The organism is Klebsiella sp. C283 (assembly GCF_048822555.1).
Taxonomy (GTDB): domain Bacteria; phylum Pseudomonadota; class Gammaproteobacteria; order Enterobacterales; family Enterobacteriaceae; genus Klebsiella; species Klebsiella quasipneumoniae.
This window is the reverse complement of record NZ_JBMEZS010000010.1, coordinates 88,324-113,455: the sequence shown is the minus strand read 5'-3', so window position 1 is coordinate 113,455 and position 25,132 is coordinate 88,324. Positions and strand designations below refer to the sequence as shown.

Below are 25,132 nucleotides of genomic sequence, written 5' to 3'. Positions count from 1 at the left end.
TAGCGGCGGGGGGTAAGAAGCGTAAATAAATGTTTGTTTAACAGATATTACGGGGCTGTTGCGTGATGCGACAAGTTGGTAAAAATCAATAAACCAGTGGAGGGGGACTCCACTGGCGAGGGGGAAAATTAAGGTAAAGTAAAGTCAACCCACTGGCTGCCGGCATCAGCCGATTTGACGCACTGCTCGACCCAGTAGACGCCGTGTAGCCCGGCTTCGACGTCCGGATACCAGAAGTCTTGCAGGAAGGCGCGATCGTCACGGTCCGTGGCGTCAATCGCCTGCGCATAGCGGCGATACAGGTTGGCCCAGGCTTCAAACAGCCCTTCCGGGTGGCCGCCGCCGATGCGATCGTCCGCCAGCGCGTTTGTGCTCAGGTAGGGCATCCCGCGTTCCAGAATGCGCGCCGGCTCGCCCTGCACCTCATAGCTGAGCTGGTTAGGATGCTCATCCCACCATTCGATACTCGCCTTTTCGCCGACGATGCGCACTTTTTGCGAGTGCATGGCGCCGCTGTTCACCGCGCTGGTCCACATCGAGCCAACCGCGCCGTTGTCATACTCCATCAGTACAAAGGCGTTATCTTCCAGCGGCGCGCGGGAGGGGACAAAGCTCTGGCGGGAGCACATCAGCCGTTTGATATTGAGCTGCGGCACCATGGTCTCGGCGACAAACAGCGGATGGGTGGCCAGATCCCCCAGCACATAGCTGGGCCCGGCGAACTTAGGCGTTACGCGCCAGCGGGTGGATTCTGCCTGCAGCTCGACGGCCTGGTTATGAAAGCCGTGAGCGAACTGCATATTGACGATGCGGATCTCGCCGAGCAGCCCATCGGCAATCATCTGCCGCGCCTGCTGGATCATCTGATAGCCGGCGTAGCCGTAGGTGACGCCGACGATTTTGTTCTGTTTTTTGCTCAGGTCCACCAGCTCGCGCGCCTCTTCGGCGGTAAAGCAGAGGGGCTTTTCACAGATGACGTGGAGGCCCGCTTCCAGCGCCGCTTTGGTGATGGCGAAATGGGTATTGTTCGGGGTGGTGACCGAGACGACCTCGATCCCGTCAGGACGGCGGGCTTCTTCACGAAACAGGGTCTGGTAGTCGGCGTAGCAGCGCTCCGGCGCGATGCCCAGCTGCTCACCAAACGCGCGCCCGCGCTCGGCATCAACGTCAAGCGCGCCGGCCAGCAGGGTGTAAACATTGTCACGCAGCGCCGCACAGCGGTGGCTGTAGCCGATCTGGCTGGTTCCCCCGCCGCCGACCATGCCCCAACGTAGGGAACGGGATAAGGGTTTCAGACCGTTTAACATGGTGCTCTCCTTTTTGAAATCATTCGCACTCTGAGGCGCTCAATGCCGACGCCTGCGGCAACGCGCATCCGGATAAACTGACCTAAACTTAAGGAAATGTTTGTTCTGTTTCAATTGTTATTTGGAATTTATTTTTCATATATGCGAAGGGGATCGAATAAGCAGAAGTTTATTTTGTGCTGGCTTTAAGAGAGGGGAGGGGAAACAGCGGCAATGGGTGCAGGCCGGACGGTTGCGGAGTACTTTTCGTTACACGGCAAGATGAAATAAATTTTCTTTTTAGCCGCAATGCGCGGTGCAATCCGCAGATTGCACCGGAGGAAGGATACCGTATTACGCTCCGCGCACAGAGGCGGGGGCTGGCGAAGCGGCGGGAGGATTACCTGCGGCGAAGATGCCCTTCGCCGCCAGGCCTGCGACGGTGAGGGCAGCCGGGATGCCGAGGATCAAAAAGACGCTTTCGAAGGGCAGGTTGAGCGCCATCATCTCAGCGCCGGCAAAGGCGCTGAGGATCGCGCCGATCCGCCCGACGCCGTGCATCCAGCTGGAGCCGGTCGCCCGCGCCTGCGTGGGGTAGTAACGGGCGGAGAGGGCGTTCATGCCCGTATTGGCGCCGTTCAGGCAGGCGCCGCTGATAAACGCCAGCATGCAGAGCAAGGCAAAGCTGCCCGCGGCGTAGCCCATCGCCATGGTAAACAGGCCGCCGACGGCGTAGATCATTCCCAGCGCGCGATGGGGATTGATGCGGTCCATCAGCCAGCCGGCAAACAGCGAGCCGAGTGTGCCTCCCGCCTGGTAGATCGCCGTCATAATGGCCGCCTGGCTGACGGTAAGCCCGACCTCCTTAACCAGCGTTGGCAGCCAGCTGCCGAGAATATAGACCAGGAACAGCCCCATAAAATAGACCAGCCATAGCATCAACGAGCCAAAGCCGTACTGGCGGGAGAGCACAATGCGCATCGCGTTGCCGGCCGCCGGCTGCGCCGGCAGGATAAACGTCACGTTGTCGCTGATTTGTCCGGGATAAAGACGATTAAGGATGGCGCGAATGCGCGCCGCTGGCGCTTGTTTGATCACCAGAAAACGAACCGATTCCGGCAACCGCCAGATAAGCAGGGGGGCAAACAGCAGCGGCAGAATGCCGCCGAGCGCCATCAGCGAGTGCCAGCCAAACTGCGGGATCAGCCATGATGCGGTGAATCCTCCGGCCGCCGCGCCGAAGGTGAAGCCGCAGAAGATGACGGTAATAATAAATGAGCGCTGCCGTTCCGGGGCGTATTCCGACACCAGCGTCCCGATGTTCGGCATCGCGGCGCCCAGTCCAAGGCCGGTCATAAAGCGGAAGAACATCATCTGCTCAATGTTGTGCGAGAAGGCGGTGGCGATGGTCCAGAAACCGAAGAAGAAGACGCTGTTGATGATGATCTTTTTGCGTCCCAGCCAGTCGGCGAGCGGGCCAGAGAAAATAGCGCCCAGCGCGAGGCCGATCAGCGCGGCGCTGATCACCAGGCCCAGCTGGTGGTTGCTTACCCCCCACTCCAGCTTCAGCGTCGGGGCGATAAAGCCCATGATCGCGATATCAAACCCATCGAGAGCGATAACGCAAAAGCCGAGAAAAATAATCTGCTTTTGAAAGCGGCTCAGCGGGTTACGGTTAATTAACTCTCTGACATCCAGGCGTTGAGTCTGTGTCATAGCGGATTCCTTATGCGCAGGAGCGCAGGTAGGGCTGCGCGGCATTGAACAGTAATTGCGCCCGCTGGAGGGGCGGCAGGGCGCCCTGCTCGCCGTCGAGCGGCACCTCGAGGGAGACCGGCAGCGTCGCCGGCAGAGCCGACATCAGACCGTACAGATCCAAACCGCCTTCCCCCGGCACGTTGCGCGCTGAGCGGGCCTGGCGGATGAGCTCCTGCTCGCTTTCCGGCCGCTGCGCCGCGCCATCGCAGAGCTGCATATAGTTCAGATGATGCGCGGGCAGGCTGGAGAGGGCGGCGAGCGATTCTCCCGCGCGCCAGAAATGAAGGGCGTCCACCAGGATGCCGATATCTTCCCGCCCGCTGGCGGCGATCAGCGCCTGCGCATCGGCGATCGTGCGCAGCTGGGTCCAGGGCATTGGCTCAAGGTTCATGGTCAGGCCAAACGGGCGACCGGCCGCGGCGAGAGTGGCCAGGTTGTCGGCGCTGCGCTGCAGGTTGTCGTCATTCCCGGCGACTAACACCTGCCCGGCGCCAAGCCGCGCGGCGGTCTCCATAAAGCGCTGCAGCCGATCGTCGAGGGTAAACCCCGGGCTCAGGCGGACGATCTCCACGTCCGAGACGCGGATGCCGGTTTCCATCAGCGCGGCCAGGGTCGCGCGGACGGCGGGGGTATCGCCCAGCATATCGTAGTCCGGATCGGCGGGAGTGGCGGGCAGCAGCCGCAGACCCACGTGGGTAAAACCGGTTCTGGCCGCTATCCGCACCTGTTCGGGGGGAGAGACATCGAGCAGGCTCAGCGCGGCGAGCGATAGGGTACGCATGTTCATAAATGGCTCCGGTTCAGTTGCAGGTGAAGTTAGCCAGGGGTATTGCCGTCCCTGGTTTTTATTGTTTTGTTTTTATTGTGTTTTCAGCCAGTTTTTTGCCCACCAGGTAGCCGAAGGTCATCGCCGGCCCGAGGGTGATCCCTCCGCTGGGGTAATAGCCGCGCATCACGCTCGACATGTCGTTGCCGATGGCGAACAGGCCCGGTATCGGCTGCTGCTGCCCGTCCAGCACCCGAGCGTGTTCGTCGGTTTGCAATCCGCTGAAGGTGCCCAGCGAGCCGGGCAGAATGCGCACCGCGTAGAACGGCCCTTCGCGCAGCGGTCCGAGCGTCACCTGATGGTCACCCTGCGCGCGGTTATAGGCCGATGCGCCGCGGTGAAAATCGACGTCTTCACCGGTGCTGGCGAAGTGATTAAAGCGTTCAACGGTTTCCGCCAGCGCATCGGTATCGATGGCGCAAAGTTTCGCCAGCTCGGCCAGGGTGTTTCCTCGCAGCAGATAGCCGGTACGCAGCCAGGCGGTAGGGGTGAACGGGAAGGGCCTGGCGTGGCCCAGGCCATAGCGGCGCAGCGCGCGCCGATCGGCCAGCAGCCAGGCCTGCGGCGTGTCGCCCACGGGCGTCGCCGCCAGCAGGGCGGCGATAAAGTCGTGATAGGAATCGGCCTCGTTAACAAAGCGTTTGCCGTTAGGCAGGACGGCGATCACCCCGGGCTTGGCTCGCTCCACCAGATGGGGAAACATCAGCTGCTGGCCGCTGGCGAGGGTGACGCGGGACACCGGCGCCCAGGCCAGCGGGTGGCGCAGGCGGGTATCGAACTGGCCGCCGACGGATTCGCCAAGGCGGATCCCCTCGCCCTGATTGTCAGGCGGCGCGGCGGAGAAATGGCCGTAGCCCTCCGCCGCGTGAGGCACCACCTGCGCCAGGCGCTGCCGATCGTGAGGAAAACCGCCGCAGGCCAGCACCACGGCGCCCGCTTCGACGTGCATCTCCCCGTCATCGCTGCGCAGCACCGCGCCGGACACGCCCTGCGGCCCCTGCAGCAGCCGAACCGCAGGCGCATTGAGTTGAAAGCGCACTCCGGCGTCGAGGGCGGATCGCAGCAGACGGGCGACCAGCGCATTGCCATTGACCAGATGCTGCCCCCGTCCGGCGCGCAGCCGCTGCCAGCCGTGGCGCAGCAGGCGGCGGGCGGCATACAGCGCGGAGCGCGGCGAGCGGGTGGCGTTAAAAAAATGCGCCATGTCCGCGCCGCCGGCGATGCCCATCCCGGCCAGGCTGATGGTTTCCAGCGGCGGGCGCAGTCGGTGGAGCCAGTCGCCGAGCAGGCGGCCATCGTAGGGCTGAGCGGTCACCGACCGCCCACCGTTCGCCGCGCCCGGCGACGCGTGAAAGTCCGGCATAGCGCTGCCCGACAGAAACTTCACCGCCGTCCGCTGATGAAAAAAATCCACCATTTCCGGCCCGTGACGCAGGAAGGTCTGCAGCCGTTCGTCGGCGGCTTCGCCCCCCATCTCATGCTGCAGATAGGTCAGCGGAGCATCGGCCGCTTCGTCGATGCCCTCCGCCCGCGCCAGCGGGTTGCGGGGGATCCACAGCCAGCCGCCGGACCAGGCGCTGGTTCCGCCGAGCACTGACGCCTTCTCCGCCACCATGACGCTGGCGCCGTGCATTGCCGCGGTGACCGCGGCAGAGAGTCCCGCCGCGCCGGAGCCGACCACCAGCATATCCACCTTCACAGGCCCGCTCATGATGGACTCCTTACTGCAATGGTGAAAAAGCGGTGGGGCGCATCAGCACCGACTCGAGGCGCTCCACGGCGGCCAGTTCGCGATTTTTCCGCGAGAAGGTCTGCCAGCGCTCGTCCTGGGCCATCCGCGCGCGGCGTACCAGGCGATCGTCCAGGCTTTCGTAAGCCCAGATGTGCACTACCTGATTGACCACGCCGATCTCGGTAAAAAAGAAGCCGATCAGTTTGCCGAGATGGTCAGTTTGCACCGCCAGGGCATCGCTTTGGTACAGCGCCAGCCAGTCGGCCATTTTCAGCGGATTGATGGTGTAGGTGCGTTTTTCGTAGATCATGATGTTTTCCTGATTAGTGGGTGGCGGGTTGCGCCAGATGGCAGGCGGCGAGGTAGCCAAACGTCAGCCCCGGGCCAAGGGTGATGCCGGGACCCGGGTAGGTGCCGGCCATCAGCGAATCCATGTCGTTTCCCACCGCGTACAGCCCCGCGATAGGGTTTCCTTCGGCGTTGACGACCTGGGCATCGGCGGTGGTGACCAGACCCCGGGAAGTCCCCAGATCGCCGGTATAGAGTTTGATGGCATAGAACGGCGCGCTGAGCAGGGGAGCGTTGCATGCGTCAGGGTGATGGCCCGGATCGCCCATCGCCCGGTTATAGCTGTTGCCGCCTTTGGCAAACTCACGGTCCACGCCCTGCGCGGCGTCACGATTGTAGCGGGCGACCGTCTCGCTCAGGGTGTGGGCATCCAGCCCAAGCTGCTGCGCCAGCGCGGCCAGGGTGTCGGCTTTGTGCAGATAGCCAGCGGCGATCAGGGCGTCATTGTTCACCGGCGCCGGGCGCGCCAGCCCGAGGCCGTAACGCTTCATCGCCTGAGCGTCGCACAGTAAAAAGCAGGGGGCATTCTCCGCGGCACGCTGCATCGCGCTGGCAAAATGGTGATAGGAGCTGGACTCATTAACGAAGCGTACCGCCCGCTGATTGACGGCAATCACGCCCGGCTTGGCCCGGTCGGTCACCAGGTGGGGGAAGCGCTCCTCGCTGCCGTCGGCCCGGGTCAGCACCGATACCGGCGCCCAGAAAAAGTTGGATGCCCGATCGGCTCCCTCGCGAGCGTTAAGCGCCGCCGCGAGACGCAGCGCGGCGCCATCATTGGCCGGCGGCGACATGGTGAAGTGCTCTCGGGTGTCAGGCCGATAGCGCGCCGCCAGCGCGCCAGCGGCAAAACCGCCAGCGGCCAGCACCACTCCTCGCCGGGCGTGCAGCGTCTCTCTTTGCCCCTGACACTCGATCTCTACCCCGGTGACCGCGCCTTGCGCTTCGCGCAGCGCCAGAACATTGACATTCAGCCGCAGGCTCATGCCTTTACGCAGCGCCGTGGTCGCCATGCGGGCAATCAGCGCATTGCCCATCGCCAGGCGGGTGCCGCGAGGGTATGTCACCCGGTCGCGGGCGTAGCGCAGCAGCAGTCGGGTGCAATGGGCCAGGGAGCGCAGCGAGCGACGCATATCGAGAAAATGTTGAATGTCGACGCGGTTGACCATCATTCCGCCAAACAGCAGCATCCCCGGCGGCGGCGAGCGCAGGTCGCGAAACGCGTCCCCCAGTTCACGGCCGTCATACTCCACCACCTCCAACGCCCGCCCGACGTCGACGGCGCCGGGCTCATCCGGATAGTAATCAGGTGAGAGTGGGCGCAGGCTATATTTCACCGCCCCCTCGCGCTCCAGAAAGGCGAGGGCCTCTCGCCCGGCGCTGATAAACGCCTCGGCGATATCTTCGCGGTAGTGGTCCTCGCCGATAATGGTTCGCAGATAGGTTTTGATCGCTTCGGCGCTACCGCTTTTGCCCTCAGCGCGCGCCTGGTCGGTATCGTGCAGCCACACGGCGCCGCCAGAGATGGCCGAGGTGCCGCCGAACTGACCGGCTTTCTCCAGCATCAGCACCGACAGCCCTTTGCAGCTGGCGGTGACCGCGGCGGCAAAGCCAGCGGCGCCGCTGCCGATGACGATCACGTCCCAGCTCTTCATGCCGCCGCTCCCTGCGCCGGCGGGATGGCGCCGATAAACTGGCCCATCAGCGTCATCTGCGCCAGCGCCATTTCCGGCCCGGTCTGTACCCGGCAGCCGCGGGCGGCGGCGAAGGTGAGCAACGGCGTCATCACCGGGGCGGTGACAACGTCAGCCACGTGGGTGGCGCTGTCGAGGGTCTCCAGCAGCGCCTGCGGCAGGGGCAGCGCATCAAATCCGGCCATGCCGGCCGGCGAGCCGTTGACCAGCAGATCGACGCCGTGCAGGGTGTCCGGCAGCGCGCTCAGTCGCACCGCCGGAAAGGCTTCAGCCAGAAGGTCGTGCAGGCGTTGCCGGGTGGCGGGGTTTTGATCGTGCAGAGCCAGCTGACGGAGCCCCGCCTCGCACAATCCCCAGGCGATGGCGCTGCCGACGCCGCCGCAACCGGAGAGCAGCGCCTGCTTACCTGCCGGCTGAAAACCCTGAGCCTCGGCGGCGAGCAGAAAGCCGACGCCGTCCAGCATATCGCCCTGTAACCGGCCATCCGCCAGCTTGCGGATCACATTGATGGCGTTGAGTCGGCGGGCGCGCGGCGTAAGCTCGTCGACCAGCGCGGCGGCGCGTTGTTTATGCGGCACCGTCACCAGCACGCCGCTCATGTTCTGCCAGCCGCGCAGGGCGTTGAGGTAGGCGGCCACCGCGTCCGGGGCGATATCCACCGGGATCATGACGCTGTCCATGTGCTGTTCGGCAAAGTAGCGGTTGAAGTTATCCGGTGATTTCACCTGGGCGATCGGATGACCAATCACGGCGACAACCTGGGTAGTTCCACTGACCATTGCAAACCTCATTTGTTAAATGAATGTTGTGAAAGTATTTCAGTGGAAGCTGGGAGCGACAACGCAGAATTCGGACATGTTGGTTGTTAATCGCACGATCGCTGCGATAATCGCAGGAAATCGATAATGATGTTGCAAAAATGTGAGCGAATATGCAAAACACCATTCATCCTCGCGATCTGATCGTCGGTTTACAAAAAGGGTTGGCGCTCATCCAGCTTTTTTCTAAAACCTGCCCAAAGCTCACCGTCGCTCAGGCGGCGAAAATGAGCGGCCTGACGCAAAGCGCGGCACGACGTTTTCTGTTGACGCTGCTGCATGAGCGCTATTTGCAAACCGATGGGCGCTATTACTGGCTTACCCCGAAGACGCTGCGGCTTGGTCAGGCCTACGTCGATTCGGCGCAGTTTCCCCGCATGGTGCGGCCGATTGTCGAATACATTGCCAGCCGGACCGAGGAGCACGCCTCGGTGGGGGTGGTGGATGAAGATGAACTGGTCTATATCGCCCGCAGCCGTCACACGCCATTTAACTCCACGTCGGTTAGGCTTGGGGAGCGGGTGCCCATCTTTTGTACCGCCGGGGGGCGGTTATGGCTGGCTTCGCTGCCGGAAGCAGAGTGTGAAGCGGTTCTACAGCGCATTACCCGGGAACAACGCACGCCCTATACGGTGACCGACGTCGCGTCGTTGATGGAGAAGATTGCCCAGGTGCGGCGTCAGGGGTATGCCACTATCGAGCAGGAGTTTGAGATTGGTATGCTGGTGCTGGCGGTACCGTTAACCGACAGGGAAGGGACCTGGTGGGGAGCGTTAAGTCTGACCAGTCATCAATCGCGGACTTCGCTGGACGCGTTATGCCGCGACCACCTTGATCTGCTCTATAGCGCGCAGGCGATGCTGGTGGGTTAAACAGGGCAGCCGATGCGCTGCCCTCGGCGAGACGTCGTTTAGGCTGACGCTTTGTTGAGGAAGCTGCTCCAGTCGCTGGCGGCGTTATCGACAAAGGTGTTCCAGCTGGTGCCGGCGGTATTGACGAAGCTACCCCAGTTTTCCTTACCGGTGGTCACAAAGGTTTCCCAGTTTGTCTGACCGGTCAGGAAGGAACCAAACGCCATCGCGCTGTCGCCAACGAATGAGGCGAAGGCGGTACCGGAGGTGAGGACAAACGAGGTGAAGCCGACGGCAGAGTTGGCGACAAAGCTGGCGAAGCCGTTGGACGCGCCGAACAGGTTAAAGCCGCCGGAGATGTACGCCATTTCGTTCAGTGTTAATTCTTTCATTGCGATTCCTTGTAGTGAATATTTCCCAAACGGGGGTAAACCCGAGGCGAAAAGTAGCATCGCGGGCGCGTGCGGCGCGAGCGATACCCGGTTAGCACAAGCTCATTTTTTCCTCATTTTTTGGGCGTGAGATAGCGAAACCGATGCGGGGGAGGGGAGGGGAAGTATGAAATGAGAAAGGAACCAATTTGTAACAGAAAAGAAAAAGCCCCGTCAAAACGGGGCTTTATATCGTACTGGAGAGCGAGATTATCTCACGTAAGCCAGCAGGCTATGTGAATCCGGCACCATAAAGTCAACGGACATCATCACGGACAGCGCAGTGATGGCGACGATGGAAAAGACGAACAGCTTGCGCGCCCAGACTTTGTCATCTGCCACTTTGTAGCCACGCAGCGCCATGCCCAGCCACCAGACGCTGACCGCAGCCGCCACGACCAGGTATTTATACCCGGCGTAGCCGCCCAGCGAGAGCATCAGGGTCGCAACGGCAAAGGCGACGATGTACAGCGTAATATGGTTTTTGGCGACCGAAATGCCTTTCACCACCGGCAGCACCGGAATATTCGCCGCCTGATAATCCTTAAAGCGGAAAATCGCGATGGCGTAGGAGTGAGGCATCTGCCACAGGCTAAAGATAGCCAGCAGGATCGCCGCACCGCTGTCGAAATCACCGGTGACCGCGCAGTAGCCAATCACCGGCGGCGCTGCGCCGGAGAGTGAGCCAATCAGCGTGCCGTAGACAGAGTGGCGTTTCATGTACAGGCTGTAGACGCCGACATAAACCACGAACCCCATCACCCCCAGCCAGCAGGCCAGCGGATTTGCGCCGAACCACAGCAGCATAAAGCCAGCAATACCCAGCAAGGTGGCGTACACCAGCGAAGCTTCTGGCGAGATCAGCCCTTTGACCAGCACCCGGTTTTTCGTCCGTTCCATCTTACGATCGATGTCCCGGTCGATGTAGTTGTTGAATACACAACCCGAGGCGACCACCAGGGATACTCCAAGGAGCGTCCAGACGAACAGCGGATAGTCGATGTGGCCTTTGGAGGCCAGCAGGAAACCGCCGATCACGGAGATCAGGTTGCCAAAAATAATGCCTGGTTTCGTAACTTGCAGGTATTGCTTAAACATACTCGCCGCTCTTAGTGCATCATCATGTTGTAGTTCAGGTTCCACATAATCCAGATGGAGCCGACAACCACGATCGCAATGATGATTACGGTGAAGATAAATGCGGTCAGGTTCCAGCCTTCATCGGACTTGCTGTTCATATGCAGGAAGTACACGAGGTGTACCACGATCTGCACCACAGCGGTCACCAGAATGGTGCCAAGGATAACCGCATGCGAGGCGGAGCCACTCATCACCATGGCGAACGGAATGACCGTCAGGATGATGGACAGGATAAATCCTGTCATGTAGCTCTTCACGCTGCCGTGAGAAGCGCCGCTATGATCGGTAGAATGACTCATTACATCGCCCCCATCAGATAGACAACCGAGAACACGCAGATCCACACGACGTCCAGGAAGTGCCAGAACAGGCTCAGGCACAGGATACGCGTGCGGTTAGTGCTGGTCAGGCCACGACGTGAAACCTGGAACATCAGCACCGCCATCCAGATAAGGCCAGAGGTCACGTGCAGACCGTGGGTGCCGACCAGCGCGAAGAACGCGGACAGGAAGCCACTACGATCCGGACCAAAGCCTTCCATGATCAGGTGATGGAATTCATAGATTTCCATCCCGATAAATCCGGCGCCAAACAGCCAGGTCAACGCCAGCCAGGAAACCACCTGGCTCTTGTTGTTTTTGTACATGGCGATAGCCGCCATGCCGTAGGTGATGGAGCTGAACAGCAGCAGTGCGGTTTCAACCAGAACGAACGGCAGTTCGAAAATATCTTTGCCAGTCGGTCCGCCGGCCGTGCCGTTCACCAGAACAGCATAGGTAGCAAACAGCGTAGCGAAGATAATGCAGTCGCTCATCAGGTAGATCCAGAAACCGAATACCTTCATCGGTCCTGTATCATGGTGCCCGTGTTCATGCGCGTGGGCAGTATGCGCAAGAGTATCAGTTGCCATTTTTCAGCCCTGCTTTGTTAATCTCATCGAAATGCTGTTTTTCCAGTTTTTCGACTTCTGCAACCGGTACGTAGTAATCCACGTCCTCGTCAAAGCTCTTAATAATCCAGGTCGCTACGATGCCGATGAAGCTGGCGATCGCCATCCACCAGATATGCCAGATCATGGCGAAACCAAATACCGTCGCGAAGGCGGCAATGACGATGCCGGCGCCGCTGTTTTTCGGCATATGAATTTCTTCATAGTGAGCAGGCTGTTTGTACGCTTCACCTTTCTCTTTCATTTCCCAGAAGGCGTCACGCTCGTGAACCTGAGGAACGATAGCGAAGTTGTAGAACGGCGGTGGAGAAGAGGTTGCCCACTCCAGCGTACGGCCACCCCACGGGTCACCGGTCAGGTCACGGTTCTGATCGCGGTCGCGAATAGAGACGTAGAACTGAATCAGCTGGCACAGGATACCGCAGGCGATCAGCGCCGCACCGCAAGCTGCAACAACCAGCATCGGGTGGAACTGCGGATCGATCTGCTGGCTCAGACGACGGGTCATCCCCATGAAGCCCAGCACGTACAGCGGCATAAACGCCACGAAGAAGCCGATGATCCAGAACCAGAAAGCGCGTTTGCCCCAGGTTTCGTTCAGGGTGAAGCCAAAGGCTTTCGGCCACCAGTAGGTCAGACCTGCGAAGCAACCGAATACCACGCCGCCGATGATAACGTTATGGAAGTGCGCGATCAGGAACAGGCTGTTGTGCAGAACGAAGTCCGCGCCCGGTACCGCCAGCAGCACGCCGGTCATCCCACCTACGGAGAAGGTCACGATAAAGCCGATAGTCCACATCATCGCCGAGTTGAAGACGATGCGACCCTGATACATGGTGAACAGCCAGTTGAAGATCTTAACCCCGGTCGGGATCGCGATAATCATGGTGGTAATACCGAAGAAGGCGTTTACGTTCGCGCCGGCACCCATGGTGAAGAAGTGGTGCAGCCAAACGATGAACGACAGAACGGTAATACAGACGGTTGCCCACACCAGAGAGGTGTAACCGAACAGACGCTTACGCGAGAAGGTCGCGGCGATTTCGGAGAAGACCCCGAACACCGGCAGAACCAGGATGTACACTTCCGGGTGACCCCAGGCCCAAATCAGGTTGATGTACATCATCATGTTGCCACCCATATCGTTGGTAAAGAAATGGGTGCCCAGGTAACGATCCAGGGTCAGCAGCGCGATGGTGACGGTCAGAATTGGGAAAGAGGCGATAATCAGGATGTTAGCGCACAGAGATGCCCAGGAGAATACCGGCATCTTGAACATGGTCATGCCCGGGGCGCGCATCTTGATAATGGTCACGAAGAAGTTAATACCGGTCAGGGTAGTACCGATACCGGAGAGCTGCAGCGCCCAAATCCAGTAGTCGACCCCTACGCCAGGACTGTACTCAATTCCCGACAGCGGCGGATAGGCCAGCCAACCGGTCTGCGCGAACTCACCGACGCCCAGAGACAGGTTAACCAGAATCACGCCCACAACGGTGAACCAGAAGCTCAGGTTGTTGAGGAACGGGAAGGCTACGTCGCGTGCGCCGAGCTGAAGCGGAACCACCAGGTTCATCAGACCGATAACGAACGGCATCGCCACGAAGAAGATCATGATAACGCCGTGGGCGGTAAAGATCTGATCGTAGTGATGAGGCGGCAGGAAGCCTGCTTCCCCGGCCGAGGCCAGCACCTGCTGGCTACGCATCATGATGGCGTCAGCAAAGCCACGCAGCAGCATGACGATTGCCACGATAACGTACATGATACCGAGACGTTTGTGGTCGACAGAGGTCAGCCACTCGTTCCATAGGTAGGACCACTTACCGAAGTAAGTGATGGCCGCCAGAAGCGCCAGTCCCCCAATGATAATCGCAGCCACCGTTACCACGATAATAGGTTCGTGGTAGGGCACTGCATCCAGTGTAAGTTTTCCGAACATCGTTTTCTTCCTCGGCCCCTTAGTGAGCGGTTTCCGCGTGGCTCATGTCCATGCCTTCCATCCCGTCGTGAGCGGCATGCTCGCCTTCAGGTTTGGACATGTTCATGCTCTCGTGAGACATGAATTTGTTCACAACATCTTTGAACAGATCCGGCTTCACGTTAGAGAAGTATTCCACTTTGTTATATTCGCTAGGCACAGCCACTTTCTCGAACGCGGCCATAGAGTCCATAGCGTTCGGAGACTGTTTCGCTTTTTCAACCCACTGATCGAAAGTTGCACGATCCGGGGTAGCAATCGCTTTGAACTTCATACCAGAGAAGCCCGGGCCACTGTAGCTAGCGGAGATACCGTCATAAGTACCAGCTTCGTCAGCAATGAGGTGCAGCTGAGTCTGCATCCCGGCCATTGCGTAGATCTGGCTGCCTAAGCGCGGAATAAAGAACGAGTTCATCACCGAGTTAGAGGTCACTTTGAAGTGTACCGGTACGTTCGCCGGGAAGGCGATTTCGTTAACGGTAGCAATACCCTGTTCCGGATAGATAAAGAACCATTTCCAGTCCATCGATACGACTTCGATGGTGATTGGTTTCTCGTCATGGACAAGCGGTTTGCTTGGCTCCAGTGCGTGAGTGGTTTTCCAGGTCAGAACGGCCAGGAACAGGATGATCAGAATAGGTACCGTCCAGACCACAGCTTCCACTTTATTGGAGTGTGACCAGTTCGGGCTATACTTCGCATCTTTATTGCTCGCGCGATACTTCCAGGCAAATCCTACTGCCATCAAGACGGCGGGAATAACGACAATCATCATCAGGCCGAAGGCCGTCAGAATCAAAGAGCGTTGCTCCAGTCCAATCTGTCCTTTTGGGTCAAGGAGTGCAGAATCACAACCACTGAGTAATACAGTACCTGCGATTAATGACATCCATCCCAAACTTTTATTGTATTTCCTGAGTCTCATTGAACGACCTCAATTCCACGGGATCTGGTGGCGTTTAAAGTGTACGGGCATTTTACGGTAAGGTTGCATTACTGTAAACATGATTGGATCTCTGTCAGTTCTGTGTTAGCGGCTTCTGCTTGCTTTGTCACATATGTTACGTAGTGTTACGTAATCGCTTGCAAAGCCTGATTTTCGTGGGATCGATAACGAAAGGGATAAGAAAAGGAGTGCTTAGCGGCGAATGGGCATAACCACCCAAAAATTAGAACAATTGTTTAACATTTAATTATCAAATAAAAGACATTGTGGAAACGTAAAATAAAATCGGCTTAGCTGAATCGGTTAAATTATTTAAAGAATCGAATAAAAACTGTCAATAATTTCCAGAAAACAAAAACGCACAAAACAACAAATAGCGCGGCGGGCAATATAAAAGCGTTAATAAGCCGTTATAATTACGTTTCGTAATTACAACGGCTAATAATGATGCAGCGTCCTTAAATCAGGTGGGTTTTACGCAGCGCCAGGTAGTCGAGCAGGCCGCCGAGCAAAATACCGCCAACGGCCGTCAGCGCGGCAACCTCCAGCAGGCCGGACAGGAAGCTGAACGACGTATAACCCAGCGCGTTGAGGATCAGCAGACCCAGCCATACCGCCAGCAGCAGGCAGCCCAGCGTCAGGATCCCCAGCGCCAGCGCATAGGCCTGCGGATATTCGCTACGCGGTATAAAGCTTGCCGTGCGTTGGGTATGCTCGAGCGTTTGCCGGCACAGCAGCAGCAGCGCGATCCCCGGCACCGCCGCGACCACAGAGAAGAGATAGAAGGTGGACCAGCCGTGGGCCTCGACGAACCAGCCGGCGATCGGCCCGACGTACACGCGGCCAACCGCGGACAGCGCCGAGAGCAGCGCGAACTGGGTGGCGGAGAACGACTTGTTGCACAGCGTCATCAGCAGCGCCACAAACGCCGCCGTGCCCATTCCCCCGCACAGGTTCTCAAAGAATACCGCGGTCGCCATGGAATAGAGGTGCTTATCGGTAATCGACAGCAGCCAGTAGCCGGCGTTGGAGACCCCCTGCAGCAGACCGAAGATCAGCAGCGCCCGGAACAGCGTCAACCGCTGCATCAGGACGCCGCCGTACAGGGCGCCGAGAATGGTGGCGAACAGGCCTAAGGTTTTGTTCACCATCCCCACTTCACCGGCGTCAAAACCGACGCCGCGGATGAGAAAGGTGGTGGTCAGGCTCATGGCAAACGCATCGCCAAGCTTATAAAGAACGATGAGCAACAGAATAAGCCAGGCGTTGTTACGGCCGAAAAAATCACGCAGCGGCGCAACCACCGCCTGCTCCAGCGATCGGGGAACCGGGATGACGTCGCTCGGCTCGGGCGCCAGCAGCGTGGCGATGATGCAGGGCACCAGCAGCGCCGCCATCAGCCAGTACATCCCCTGCCAGCCGAGATAGCGGTCGGCGAGCCACAGGGCCAGACCGCCGGAGACCAGCATCCCGAGGCGATAGCCCAGCACGCTGATCGCGGCGCCGGCGCCGCGCTCTTCCGCCGGCAGAACGTCGGTTTTCCAGGCGTCAAAGACAATATCCTGCGACGCTGAACAGAAGGCGATCACCACCGCCAGCGCGGCCATCCAGCGCAGCTGGGAGACGGGTTCAAGAAAGCCCATCGCCGCGATGGCCAACAGGAGCAGGATCTGGGTGGTTACCAGCCAGCCGCGACGTCGGCCGAGGAACGGCGGCGTGTAGCGGTCCATCAGCGGGGACCAGAGAAATTTAAAGACATAGGCCTGGCCGACCAGCGAGAAAAAACCGATCGTTTTCAGATCGATATTTTCCACCGTCATCCAGGCCTGCAGGGTACCGGAGGTGAGGGCCAGCGGCAGACCGGAGGCGAAGCCGAGGATCAGCAAAATCGCTGATTTAGGCTGCTGAAAAATGCGTAAGTAATGACTGGACATAGCATAAAGCACGAACCCGGCGGAGGCCGGGTTCGTGGTGGCATTAACGCGCGTTTTGCTTGATGAAATCGTGAATGCTGGTGTCCTGCGCCATATCGGCGATGGTATCGGTCAGGACGCTGTTAACGGCATCAGCGATGTTTTTGTTCGAGGCCTGGAAGGCGCCTTCAACCGAGTAGCTGGCGCGGTAGTTTTTGGTCATCTTGGTGCCGTTTGCCGCGGTGGCGATGATGGCGATATCGGCTTTGGTGGCGATGTTGTAGCGCACGTTGCCCTGGGAGACGTCAGCGTAAAGTTTGTTGACGATGATCTGCAGATCGACTGCGCCGTTCGGGCCAATCATATAGCCGCGCGCGGTCATTTGTTTCTCCAGCACTTCCTGCAGCAGGAAGCGCAGGTCGCGGGAGGCGGTGAGGGTGACCTGTTGGTTGTCGCGCGTCACTTTCGCCAGCGCCTGGTCCGGACGCTGGTCGGCGCCGTTGATGCTGACGGTCACGCCCATCAGGCTCGGATCCTGCTGCGGCAGCGTGATTTTCGGCGATACTTCAATGGTGGTCGGCGGCGTGGCGCATCCTGCCAGCATAAACATGGCGACCAACGGGAAAAGGATCTTCTTAAGCATGTTCAGGTCTCAACGCATGGTGTTGTTATAAGGAAAATTACCGCCATCATAGCATTGCCAACGGCAAGGGGAAGTGGCAACGCGTGTAAATCCATCGCCCTGGCGGTTTTCTGAGCGCCCCGCTACGGTTAATCGCTCTTTCCCCGGCGGATCTGGCGACCAGAGCCAGTAAACGTGATACTTTTGAATGAAAATATCAGAACAATGCTAATTTTTTGTTGTTTTCTCCTAATGGAAGCGGTAAAAGCGGCTAACATTTAAAAGGAGTGGCGGCATCTCAGCGTTGTCGGAGGAGAAAATTCATGATGATACGTGAACAGATCGAAGCAAAACTTAGAGCAGCGTTCGACCCGATGTATCTCGAAGTCGTGGATGAAAGTTATCGTCACAACGTCCCTGCGGGCTCTGAAAGTCATTTTAAAGTGGTGTTAGTGAGCGATCGCTTCACTGGCGAGCGTTTCCTTAATCGCCACCGTATGATCTACGGCACGCTAACCGAGGAGCTGTCGAATACGGTGCACGCCCTGGCGTTGCACACTTACACGATTAAAGAATGGGAAGCGCTACAGGATACGGTTTTCGCCTCGCCGCCGTGCCGCGGCGCGGGGAGCATCGCCTAGAAATCCCATTTGCAACCGCTGGCGCTTTTCCAGTATGTTGCTTGCAGATTTAGCAAAAACGGCCTACGGGCCGTTTTGTTTTGCCTGGAAAATGCGCAAAGTCAGCGCTTTTGCGGACAAAATTGAGCGGGAAATGTGAAAAATGCCGCAGCACCAGGCGACAACCGTTCTCGACTCACAAAAGTGATGCCGCTATAATGCCGCGTCTTATATATGAATGTCTTCGGGATGATTCTGACGACAGGGAATGTGTTTCTGATTTGAAGAGGGCATCCCGGTTCTGCGAAGCCACCTACACGCGCTTCCAGAGTTGACCGAGCACTGTGATTTTTTTGAGGTAACAAGATGCAAGTTTCAGTTGAAACCACTCAGGGCCTTGGGCGCCGTGTAACGATTACTATCGCCGCTGACAGCATCGAGAATGCTGTCAAAAGCGAGCTGGTCAACGTAGCGAAAAAAGTTCGCATTGACGGCTTCCGTAAAGGCAAAGTGCCGATGAATGTTGTTGCTCAGCGTTATGGCGCATCCGTTCGCCAGGACGTGCTGGGCGACCTGATGAGCCGTCATTTCGTTGACGCGATCATCAAAGAAAAAATCAATCCGGCCGGCGCGCCGAACTACGTTCCGGGCGAATACAAACTGGGCGAAGACTTCACCTACGCGGTAGAGTTCGAAGTGTACCCGGAAGTTGAACTGCAGGGTCTGGAAGCGATCGAAGTAGAAAAACCGGTTGTTGAAGTGACCGACGCTGACGTTGACACCATGCTGGAAACCCTGCGCAAGCAGCAGGCCACCTGGAAAGACAAAGAAGGCGCAGTTGACGCTGAAGATCGCGTAACCATCGACTTCACCGGTTCCGTAGACGGCGAAGAGTTCGAAGGCGGCAAAGCGTCTGACTTCGTACTGGCGATGGGTCAGGGTCGTATGATCCCGGGCTTCGAAGACGGTATCAAAGGCCACAAAGCGGGTGACGAGTTCACCATCGACGTGACCTTCCCGGAAGAGTACCACGCTGAAAACCTGAAAGGTAAAGCGGCTAAGTTCGTTATCAACCTGAAGAAAGTTGAAGAACGTGAACTGCCGGAGCTGACCGAAGAATTCATCAAACGTTTCGGCGTGGAAGATGGTTCCGTCGCTGGCCTGCGCGCTGAAGTGCGTAAAAACATGGAACGCGAGCTGAAAGGCGCTGTGCGTAACCGCGTGAAGTCTCAGGCTATCGAAGGTCTGGTTAAAGCTAACGAAATCGACGTTCCGGCGGCCCTGATCGACAGCGAAATCGACGTGCTGCGTCGCCAGGCTGCTCAGCGTTTCGGTGGCAACGAGAAACAGGCTCTGGAACTGCCGCGCGAGCTGTTCGAAGAGCAGGCTAAACGCCGCGTAGTGGTTGGCCTGCTGCTGGGCGAAGTGATTCGCACCAACGAGCTGAAAGCTGACGAAGAGCGCGTGAAAGGCCTGATCGAAGAGATGGCTTCTGCTTACGAAGATCCGTCAGAAGTGGTTGAGTTCTACAGCAAGAACAAAGAGCTGATGGACAACATGCGCAACGTGGCGCTGGAAGAGCAGGCTGTTGAAGCCGTGCTGGCGAAAGCCAAAGTGTCTGAAAAAGCCACTTCCTTCAACGAACTGATGAACCAGCAGGCGTAATTTCGCCGCGATGGTTTAAGGTTCGGGCAAAAACCCGTTGCCGAAAGGCGGCGGGTTTTTTTTTAGGATAATGCCAGCCTCAGGCACGGTGCTAAAACGCATTTACCATGATAGCGTTACAGCAAAAGCTTGTTATGCTTGAAATATGGCAACGCCATCCCCATTACCGGGGGAGGCAACTGCATCCGCAATTGCACGCGTGTTGAAGAGGCGGTGACGCGTTCAGCGGATAGAAACTGTGGCTGATAATCCGTCCGTAAGGTTACAATCAGTGCAGCAGGTATTTTAAAATTACTCCAGGAGACGGAAATGTCATACAGTGGCGAACGAGACAACTTTGCACCCCATATGGCCCTGGTGCCGATGGTCATTGAACAGACCTCACGCGGTGAACGTTCTTTTGATATCTACTCCCGTCTGCTTAAGGAACGCGTCATTTTTCTGACCGGCCAGGTCGAAGACCACATGGCAAACCTGATCGTGGCGCAGATGCTGTTTCTGGAAGCGGAAAACCCGGAAAAAGACATTTACCTGTACATTAACTCTCCGGGCGGGGTGATCACCGCCGGAATGTCGATCTATGACACCATGCAGTTCATCAAGCCGGACGTCAGCACCATCTGTATGGGACAGGCCGCGTCCATGGGCGCGTTCCTGTTGACCGCCGGGGCGAAGGGCAAGCGTTTCTGCCTGCCGAACTCCCGCGTGATGATCCACCAGCCGCTGGGCGGCTATCAGGGGCAGGCGACGGATATTGAGATCCACGCCCGTGAAATCCTGAAGGTGAAAGGACGCATGAATGAGCTGATGGCGCATCATACCGGCCAGTCTCTTGAGCAGATTGAGCGTGACACCGAGCGTGACCGCTTCCTCTCTGCTGCGGAAGCCGTGGAGTACGGACTGGTCGACTCTATTTTGACCCATCGTAATTGATGCCCGAGGCGCAAGGGTGCCGCTTTACGCTGCATCCTTCTCGCCACGTCTGCTAAGCGGTTGGCATTTTTCCGGAGGCTTGCCGGGCAGGCAGGCGGCCGGTAGCTTCGCTACCGCCTCGATGTAGCGCGAAGGATTTTGTGTATATACTAATGAAGGGCGGCACAACGCTATATGGCGGCTTGCGCCTGAGAATGGCATTTGCGTCGTCGTGTGCGGCACAAAGAACTTAAAAAGAGGTTTGGACTCATGACAGATAAACGCAAAGATGGATCGGGCAAATTGTTGTATTGCTCTTTTTGCGGCAAAAGCCAGCATGAAGTGCGTAAGCTGATCGCCGGGCCATCCGTGTATATCTGCGACGAATGCGTTGATTTATGTAACGACATCATTCGCGAAGAGATTAAAGAAGTTGCGCCGCACCGCGAGCGCAGCGCGCTGCCGACGCCGCACGAGATTCGCCACCACCTTGATGACTACGTCATCGGTCAGGAACAGGCGAAAAAAGTGTTGGCGGTCGCGGTATACAACCACTACAAACGTCTGCGCAATGGCGATACCAGCAATGGCGTAGAGCTGGGTAAAAGTAACATTCTGCTGATCGGGCCGACCGGCTCCGGTAAAACGCTGCTGGCGGAAACGCTGGCGCGCCTGCTGGATGTGCCGTTTACCATGGCGGACGCCACCACCCTGACCGAAGCCGGTTATGTGGGTGAGGACGTCGAAAATATCATTCAGAAACTGCTGCAGAAGTGCGACTACGACGTGCAGAAAGCGCAGCGCGGCATCGTCTATATCGACGAAATCGACAAAATTTCGCGTAAATCCGACAACCCGTCGATTACCCGCGACGTCTCCGGCGAAGGCGTGCAGCAGGCGCTGCTGAAGCTTATCGAAGGCACCGTCGCCGCCGTTCCGCCGCAGGGCGGGCGTAAACACCCGCAGCAGGAGTTCCTGCAGGTTGATACCTCCAAGATCCTGTTTATCTGCGGCGGCGCGTTTGCCGGTCTGGATAAAGTGATTTCCCACCGTGTGGAAACCGGCTCCGGCATTGGTTTTGGCGCGACGGTTAAAGCGAAGTCCGACAAAGCGAGCGAAGGCGAACTGCTGGCCCAGGTCGAGCCGGAAGATCTGATCAAGTTTGGTTTGATTCCGGAATTCATTGGCCGTCTGCCGGTAGTGGCGACCCTGAACGAGCTGAGCGAAGAAGCGCTGATCCAGATCCTGAAAGAGCCGAAAAACGCCCTGACCAAGCAGTATCAGGCGCTGTTTAGCCTGGAAGGCGCAGAGCTTGAATTCCGCGACGAAGCGCTGGATGCCATCGCCAAGAAAGCGATGGCGCGTAAAACCGGCGCCCGTGGCCTGCGTTCCATTGTGGAAGCGGCGCTGCTGGACACCATGTATGACCTGCCTTCGATGGAAGATGTCGAAAAAGTGGTCATTGATGAGTCGGTTATCGCCGGGCAGAGCAAACCGTTGCTGATCTACGGCAAACCGGAAGCTCAGCAGGCATCTGGCGAATAATTAGCCATTTCACTCAAGCAGTTAACAAAAAGGGGGGATTTTATCTCCCCTTTTATTTTTCCTGCATTCCCGCCGTTGAATGTGTGGAATACATCCCCATATACTGGATTACATATTAACGACGATGCAGTGGAGTGTGGCGTCGTCGGCTACCTGGCGGACTTTAAACTAAGAGAGAGCTCTATGAATCCTGAGCGTTCTGAACGCATTGAAATCCCCGTATTGCCGTTGCGCGATGTGGTGGTTTATCCGCACATGGTCATACCCCTGTTCGTAGGGCGGGAAAAATCTATCCGTTGCCTCGAAGCGGCCATGGACCATGATAAAAAAATCATGCTGGTTGCGCAGAAAGAAGCGTCGACGGATGAGCCGGGTGTAAACGATCTTTTCACCGTTGGAACCGTGGCGTCTATTTTGCAGATGCTGAAGCTGCCGGACGGCACCGTGAAGGTGCTGGTCGAAGGGCTACAGCGTGCACGCATTTCTGCGCTGTCTGATAATGGCGAACATTTCTCGGCGAAAGCGGAGTATCTCGACTCGCCGGCGATTGACGAACGTGAGCAGGAAGTGCTGGTTCGTACCGCTATCAGCCAGTTTGAAGGCTATATCAAGCTGAATAAAAAGATCCCACCGGAAGTGCTGACGTCGCTGAACAGCATCGACGATCCGGCGCGCCTGGCGGATACCATCGCGGCGCATATGCCGCTGAAGCTGGCGGACAAGCAGTCCGTGCTGGAGATGTCCGACGTCAACGAACGTCTGGAATATCTGATGGCGATGATGGAATCGGAAATCGATCTGCTGCAGGTTGAGAAGCGCATTCGCAACCGCGTCAAAAAGCAGATGGAGAAATCCCAGCGCGAGTACTATCTGAACGAGCAAATGAAAGCGATTCAGAAAGAACTCGGCGAGATGGACGACGCCCCGGACGAAAACGAAGCGCTGAAGCGCAAGATCGACGCGGCGAAAATGCCGAAAGAGGCGAAAGAGAAAACCGAAGCGGAACTGCAGAAGCTGAAGATGATGTCGCCGATGTCTGCGGAAGCGACCGTCGTGCGTGGCTACATCGACTGGATGGTGCAGGTGCCGTGGAATGCGCGCAGTAAGGTCAAGAAAGACCTGCGTCAGGCCCAGGAGATCCTCGATACCGATCACTATGGTCTGGAGCGCGTGAAGGACCGCATCCTTGAGTATCTCGCGGTGCAGAGCCGGGTCAACAAAATCAAGGGGCCGATCCTCTGCCTGGTGGGACCGCCGGGGGTAGGTAAAACCTCATTGGGTCAATCTATCGCCAAAGCGACCGGCCGGAAATACGTCCGCATGGCGCTGGGCGGCGTGCGCGATGAAGCGGAAATTCGCGGTCATCGTCGGACCTATATTGGCTCGATGCCGGGCAAACTGATCCAGAAAATGGCGAAAGTGGGGGTGAAAAACCCGCTGTTCCTGCTGGATGAGATCGACAAAATGTCTTCCGACATGCGCGGCGACCCGGCTTCCGCGTTGCTTGAGGTGCTGGATCCGGAACAGAACGTGGCCTTTAACGACCACTATCTGGAAGTGGATTACGATCTCAGCGACGTGATGTTCGTGGCGACGTCCAATTCCATGAACATTCCGGCGCCGCTGCTGGACCGTATGGAAGTGATTCGCCTCTCGGGTTACACCGAAGATGAAAAACTGAACATCGCCAAGCGTCACCTGCTGACGAAGCAGATCGAACGCAACGCGCTGAAGAAAGGCGAACTGACCGTCGACGATAGCGCCATTATCGGCATTATTCGTTACTACACCCGTGAAGCGGGCGTTCGTAGCCTGGAGCGTGAAATCTCCAAGCTGTGCCGTAAGGCCGTTAAGCAGCTGTTGCTGGATAAAACGCTGAAACACATCGAAATTAACGGTGAGAATCTGCATGATTATCTCGGCGTACAGCGCTTCGACTATGGTCGCGCCGATAGTGAGAACCGCGTCGGTCAGGTGACCGGTCTGGCGTGGACGGAAGTGGGCGGCGATCTGCTGACCATCGAAACCGCCTGCGTACCGGGTAAAGGCAAACTGACCTACACCGGCTCGCTGGGCGAGGTGATGCAGGAGTCGATTCAGGCTGCGCTGACCGTGGTACGTTCGCGGGCGGACAAGCTGGGCATTAACGCCGACTTCTACGAGAAGCGTGATATTCACGTCCACGTACCGGAAGGGGCGACGCCGAAGGATGGCCCGAGCGCGGGTATCGCCATGTGTACGGCGCTGGTCTCCTGCCTGACCGGCAACCCGGTACGCGCCGATGTGGCGATGACCGGGGAGATTACGCTGCGTGGTCAGGTGCTGCCGATCGGCGGTTTGAAGGAAAAACTGCTGGCGGCGCATCGCGGCGGTATTAAGACTGTTCTGATTCCTGATGAGAACAAACGCGACCTTGAAGAAATTCCGGATAACGTTATCGCCGATTTGGATATCCATCCGGTGAAACGAATCGAGGAAGTTCTGACACTTGCGCTGCAGAACGAACCGTTCGGCATGCAGGTTGTGACTGCGAAATAGTGATTCTGCGCAAATTGCGCTAATAAAAATAGGGCTGGTAAGTCATTTCGGACTTGCCAGCCTTTTTTTGTGTAGCTAACTTAGATCGCTGGCAGGGGGGTCATCGACAACTGCTGTTGTAAGGGCATGACAGTCCTGATATAACTGCTGCGCGGTCGCACTATGAAGGACTCTGGTGCGATATAAATTATAAAGAGAGGAAGAGAACAGTGAATAAATCTCAACTGATTGACAAAATTGCTGCGGGTGCGGACATTTCTAAAGCTGCAGCTGGACGTGCGTTAGATGCTTTAATCGCTTCTGTTACTGAATCTCTGCAGGCTGGGGATGACGTTGCGCTGGTAGGTTTCGGTACCTTTGCTGTTAAAGAACGTGCCGCCCGTACTGGTCGCAACCCACAAACAGGTAAAGAAATTACTATCGCTGCCGCAAAAGTGCCGGGCTTCCGTGCTGGTAAAGCGCTGAAAGACGCGGTGAACTGATCGGCTTTCCCGTCAGGGAATGTGACGAAGTACAAGGGCGCATCGTGAGATGTGCCTTTTTTATTGCCTTTTCAGACC

Annotated in this window: 22 protein-coding genes; 7 read left to right on the top strand and 15 right to left on the bottom strand. The window is 57.7% G+C overall.

Annotated features, from left to right (window positions below; all coding sequences use genetic code 11):
* Positions 1–128: 128 nt before the first annotated feature.
* From ACOI7Z_RS19945 to ACOI7Z_RS19915, 7 genes are all read right to left on the bottom strand, one after another.
* Positions 129–1,307, bottom strand: a complete 1,179-nt coding sequence (locus ACOI7Z_RS19945; protein ID WP_420702436.1) for a Gfo/Idh/MocA family protein — start codon at positions 1,305–1,307, stop codon at positions 129–131.
* Positions 1,308–1,640: 333 nt separating this feature from the next.
* The gene (locus ACOI7Z_RS19940; RefSeq protein ID WP_087849714.1) at positions 1,641–3,002 is read right to left on the bottom strand and encodes an MFS transporter; all 1,362 of its coding nucleotides are present in this window, start codon (positions 3,000–3,002) and stop codon (positions 1,641–1,643) included.
* 10 nt (positions 3,003–3,012) lie between these two features.
* Positions 3,013–3,831, bottom strand: coding sequence for a sugar phosphate isomerase/epimerase family protein (locus ACOI7Z_RS19935; RefSeq protein ID WP_087849715.1), 819 nt, complete (start codon positions 3,829–3,831; stop codon positions 3,013–3,015).
* Positions 3,832–3,889: 58 nt separating this feature from the next.
* Positions 3,890–5,581 carry an FAD-dependent oxidoreductase gene (locus ACOI7Z_RS19930; RefSeq protein WP_087849716.1) on the bottom strand — a complete coding sequence of 564 codons (1,692 nt, stop codon included), beginning with the start codon at positions 5,579–5,581 and terminating at the stop codon, positions 3,890–3,892.
* A 10-nt stretch (positions 5,582–5,591) separates the two neighbouring features.
* Positions 5,592–5,912 carry an NIPSNAP family protein gene (locus ACOI7Z_RS19925; protein WP_004204812.1) on the bottom strand — a complete coding sequence of 107 codons (321 nt, stop codon included), beginning with the start codon at positions 5,910–5,912 and terminating at the stop codon, positions 5,592–5,594.
* A gap of 13 nt (positions 5,913–5,925) precedes the next feature.
* Positions 5,926–7,602, bottom strand: a complete 1,677-nt coding sequence (locus ACOI7Z_RS19920) for an FAD-dependent oxidoreductase (protein WP_087849717.1) — start codon at positions 7,600–7,602, stop codon at positions 5,926–5,928.
* Entirely contained in the window at positions 7,599–8,420 is an 822-nt protein-coding gene (locus tag ACOI7Z_RS19915) for a shikimate dehydrogenase family protein (RefSeq protein ID WP_044521259.1), read from the bottom strand. The genes ACOI7Z_RS19920 and ACOI7Z_RS19915 overlap by 4 nt, the downstream gene beginning before the upstream one ends.
* Before the next feature lie 152 nt (positions 8,421–8,572).
* On the opposite strand from ACOI7Z_RS19915, the gene ACOI7Z_RS19910 reads away from it, so the two are divergent.
* Positions 8,573–9,331, top strand: coding sequence for an IclR family transcriptional regulator domain-containing protein (locus ACOI7Z_RS19910; protein ID WP_023288610.1), 759 nt, complete (start codon positions 8,573–8,575; stop codon positions 9,329–9,331).
* A gap of 38 nt (positions 9,332–9,369) precedes the next feature.
* Here ACOI7Z_RS19910 and ACOI7Z_RS19905 read toward each other — a convergent pair whose 3' ends face one another.
* The 8 genes from ACOI7Z_RS19905 to ACOI7Z_RS19870 form a co-directional block, all read right to left on the bottom strand.
* Positions 9,370–9,702 carry a hypothetical protein gene (locus tag ACOI7Z_RS19905; protein ID WP_087849719.1) on the bottom strand — a complete coding sequence of 111 codons (333 nt, stop codon included), beginning with the start codon at positions 9,700–9,702 and terminating at the stop codon, positions 9,370–9,372.
* Between the two features lie 249 nt (positions 9,703–9,951).
* Positions 9,952–10,839 (bottom strand): heme o synthase, encoded by an 888-nt coding sequence (gene cyoE, locus ACOI7Z_RS19900; RefSeq protein WP_002891629.1) that lies wholly within the window; start codon positions 10,837–10,839, stop codon positions 9,952–9,954.
* An 11-nt stretch (positions 10,840–10,850) separates the two neighbouring features.
* Complete coding sequence (locus tag ACOI7Z_RS19895; protein WP_002891634.1) at positions 10,851–11,180, bottom strand: cytochrome o ubiquinol oxidase subunit IV; 330 nt, start codon at positions 11,178–11,180, stop codon at positions 10,851–10,853.
* Positions 11,180–11,791 carry a cytochrome o ubiquinol oxidase subunit III gene (locus tag ACOI7Z_RS19890; protein ID WP_002891635.1) on the bottom strand — a complete coding sequence of 204 codons (612 nt, stop codon included), beginning with the start codon at positions 11,789–11,791 and terminating at the stop codon, positions 11,180–11,182. The genes ACOI7Z_RS19895 and ACOI7Z_RS19890 overlap by 1 nt, the downstream gene beginning before the upstream one ends.
* Entirely contained in the window at positions 11,781–13,772 is a 1,992-nt protein-coding gene (cyoB, locus tag ACOI7Z_RS19885; RefSeq protein ID WP_004204804.1) for a cytochrome o ubiquinol oxidase subunit I, read from the bottom strand. The genes ACOI7Z_RS19890 and cyoB overlap by 11 nt, the downstream gene beginning before the upstream one ends.
* Before the next feature lie 19 nt (positions 13,773–13,791).
* Positions 13,792–14,736, bottom strand: coding sequence for a cytochrome o ubiquinol oxidase subunit II (gene cyoA, locus ACOI7Z_RS19880; RefSeq protein WP_004204802.1), 945 nt, complete (start codon positions 14,734–14,736; stop codon positions 13,792–13,794).
* A gap of 479 nt (positions 14,737–15,215) precedes the next feature.
* A complete protein-coding gene (gene ampG / locus ACOI7Z_RS19875; protein WP_023288612.1) occupies positions 15,216–16,691 on the bottom strand; it encodes a muropeptide MFS transporter AmpG in 1,476 nt (491 codons plus the stop codon).
* 43 nt (positions 16,692–16,734) lie between these two features.
* Positions 16,735–17,313 carry a lipoprotein gene (locus tag ACOI7Z_RS19870; protein WP_004204800.1) on the bottom strand — a complete coding sequence of 193 codons (579 nt, stop codon included), beginning with the start codon at positions 17,311–17,313 and terminating at the stop codon, positions 16,735–16,737.
* A gap of 302 nt (positions 17,314–17,615) precedes the next feature.
* On the opposite strand from ACOI7Z_RS19870, the gene bolA reads away from it, so the two are divergent.
* The 6 genes from bolA to hupB all read left to right on the top strand — a co-directional run bounded on the left by bolA (position 17,616) and on the right by hupB (position 25,054).
* Positions 17,616–17,933, top strand: a complete 318-nt coding sequence (gene bolA, locus ACOI7Z_RS19865; protein ID WP_002891649.1) for a transcriptional regulator BolA — start codon at positions 17,616–17,618, stop codon at positions 17,931–17,933.
* A 345-nt stretch (positions 17,934–18,278) separates the two neighbouring features.
* Entirely contained in the window at positions 18,279–19,577 is a 1,299-nt protein-coding gene (gene tig, locus ACOI7Z_RS19860) for a trigger factor (protein WP_023288613.1), read from the top strand.
* A 309-nt stretch (positions 19,578–19,886) separates the two neighbouring features.
* Positions 19,887–20,510, top strand: coding sequence for an ATP-dependent Clp endopeptidase proteolytic subunit ClpP (clpP, locus tag ACOI7Z_RS19855; protein WP_002891804.1), 624 nt, complete (start codon positions 19,887–19,889; stop codon positions 20,508–20,510).
* A 249-nt stretch (positions 20,511–20,759) separates the two neighbouring features.
* The gene (gene clpX, locus ACOI7Z_RS19850) at positions 20,760–22,034 is read left to right on the top strand and encodes an ATP-dependent protease ATP-binding subunit ClpX (protein WP_002891807.1); all 1,275 of its coding nucleotides are present in this window, start codon (positions 20,760–20,762) and stop codon (positions 22,032–22,034) included.
* A gap of 183 nt (positions 22,035–22,217) precedes the next feature.
* On the top strand, positions 22,218–24,572 hold the full coding sequence (gene lon / locus ACOI7Z_RS19845) for an endopeptidase La (protein WP_087849720.1): 2,355 nt from the start codon (positions 22,218–22,220) through the stop codon (positions 24,570–24,572).
* A gap of 209 nt (positions 24,573–24,781) precedes the next feature.
* Positions 24,782–25,054 carry a nucleoid-associated protein HU-beta gene (hupB, locus tag ACOI7Z_RS19840; protein WP_002444653.1) on the top strand — a complete coding sequence of 91 codons (273 nt, stop codon included), beginning with the start codon at positions 24,782–24,784 and terminating at the stop codon, positions 25,052–25,054.
* Positions 25,055–25,132 lie beyond the last annotated feature (78 nt).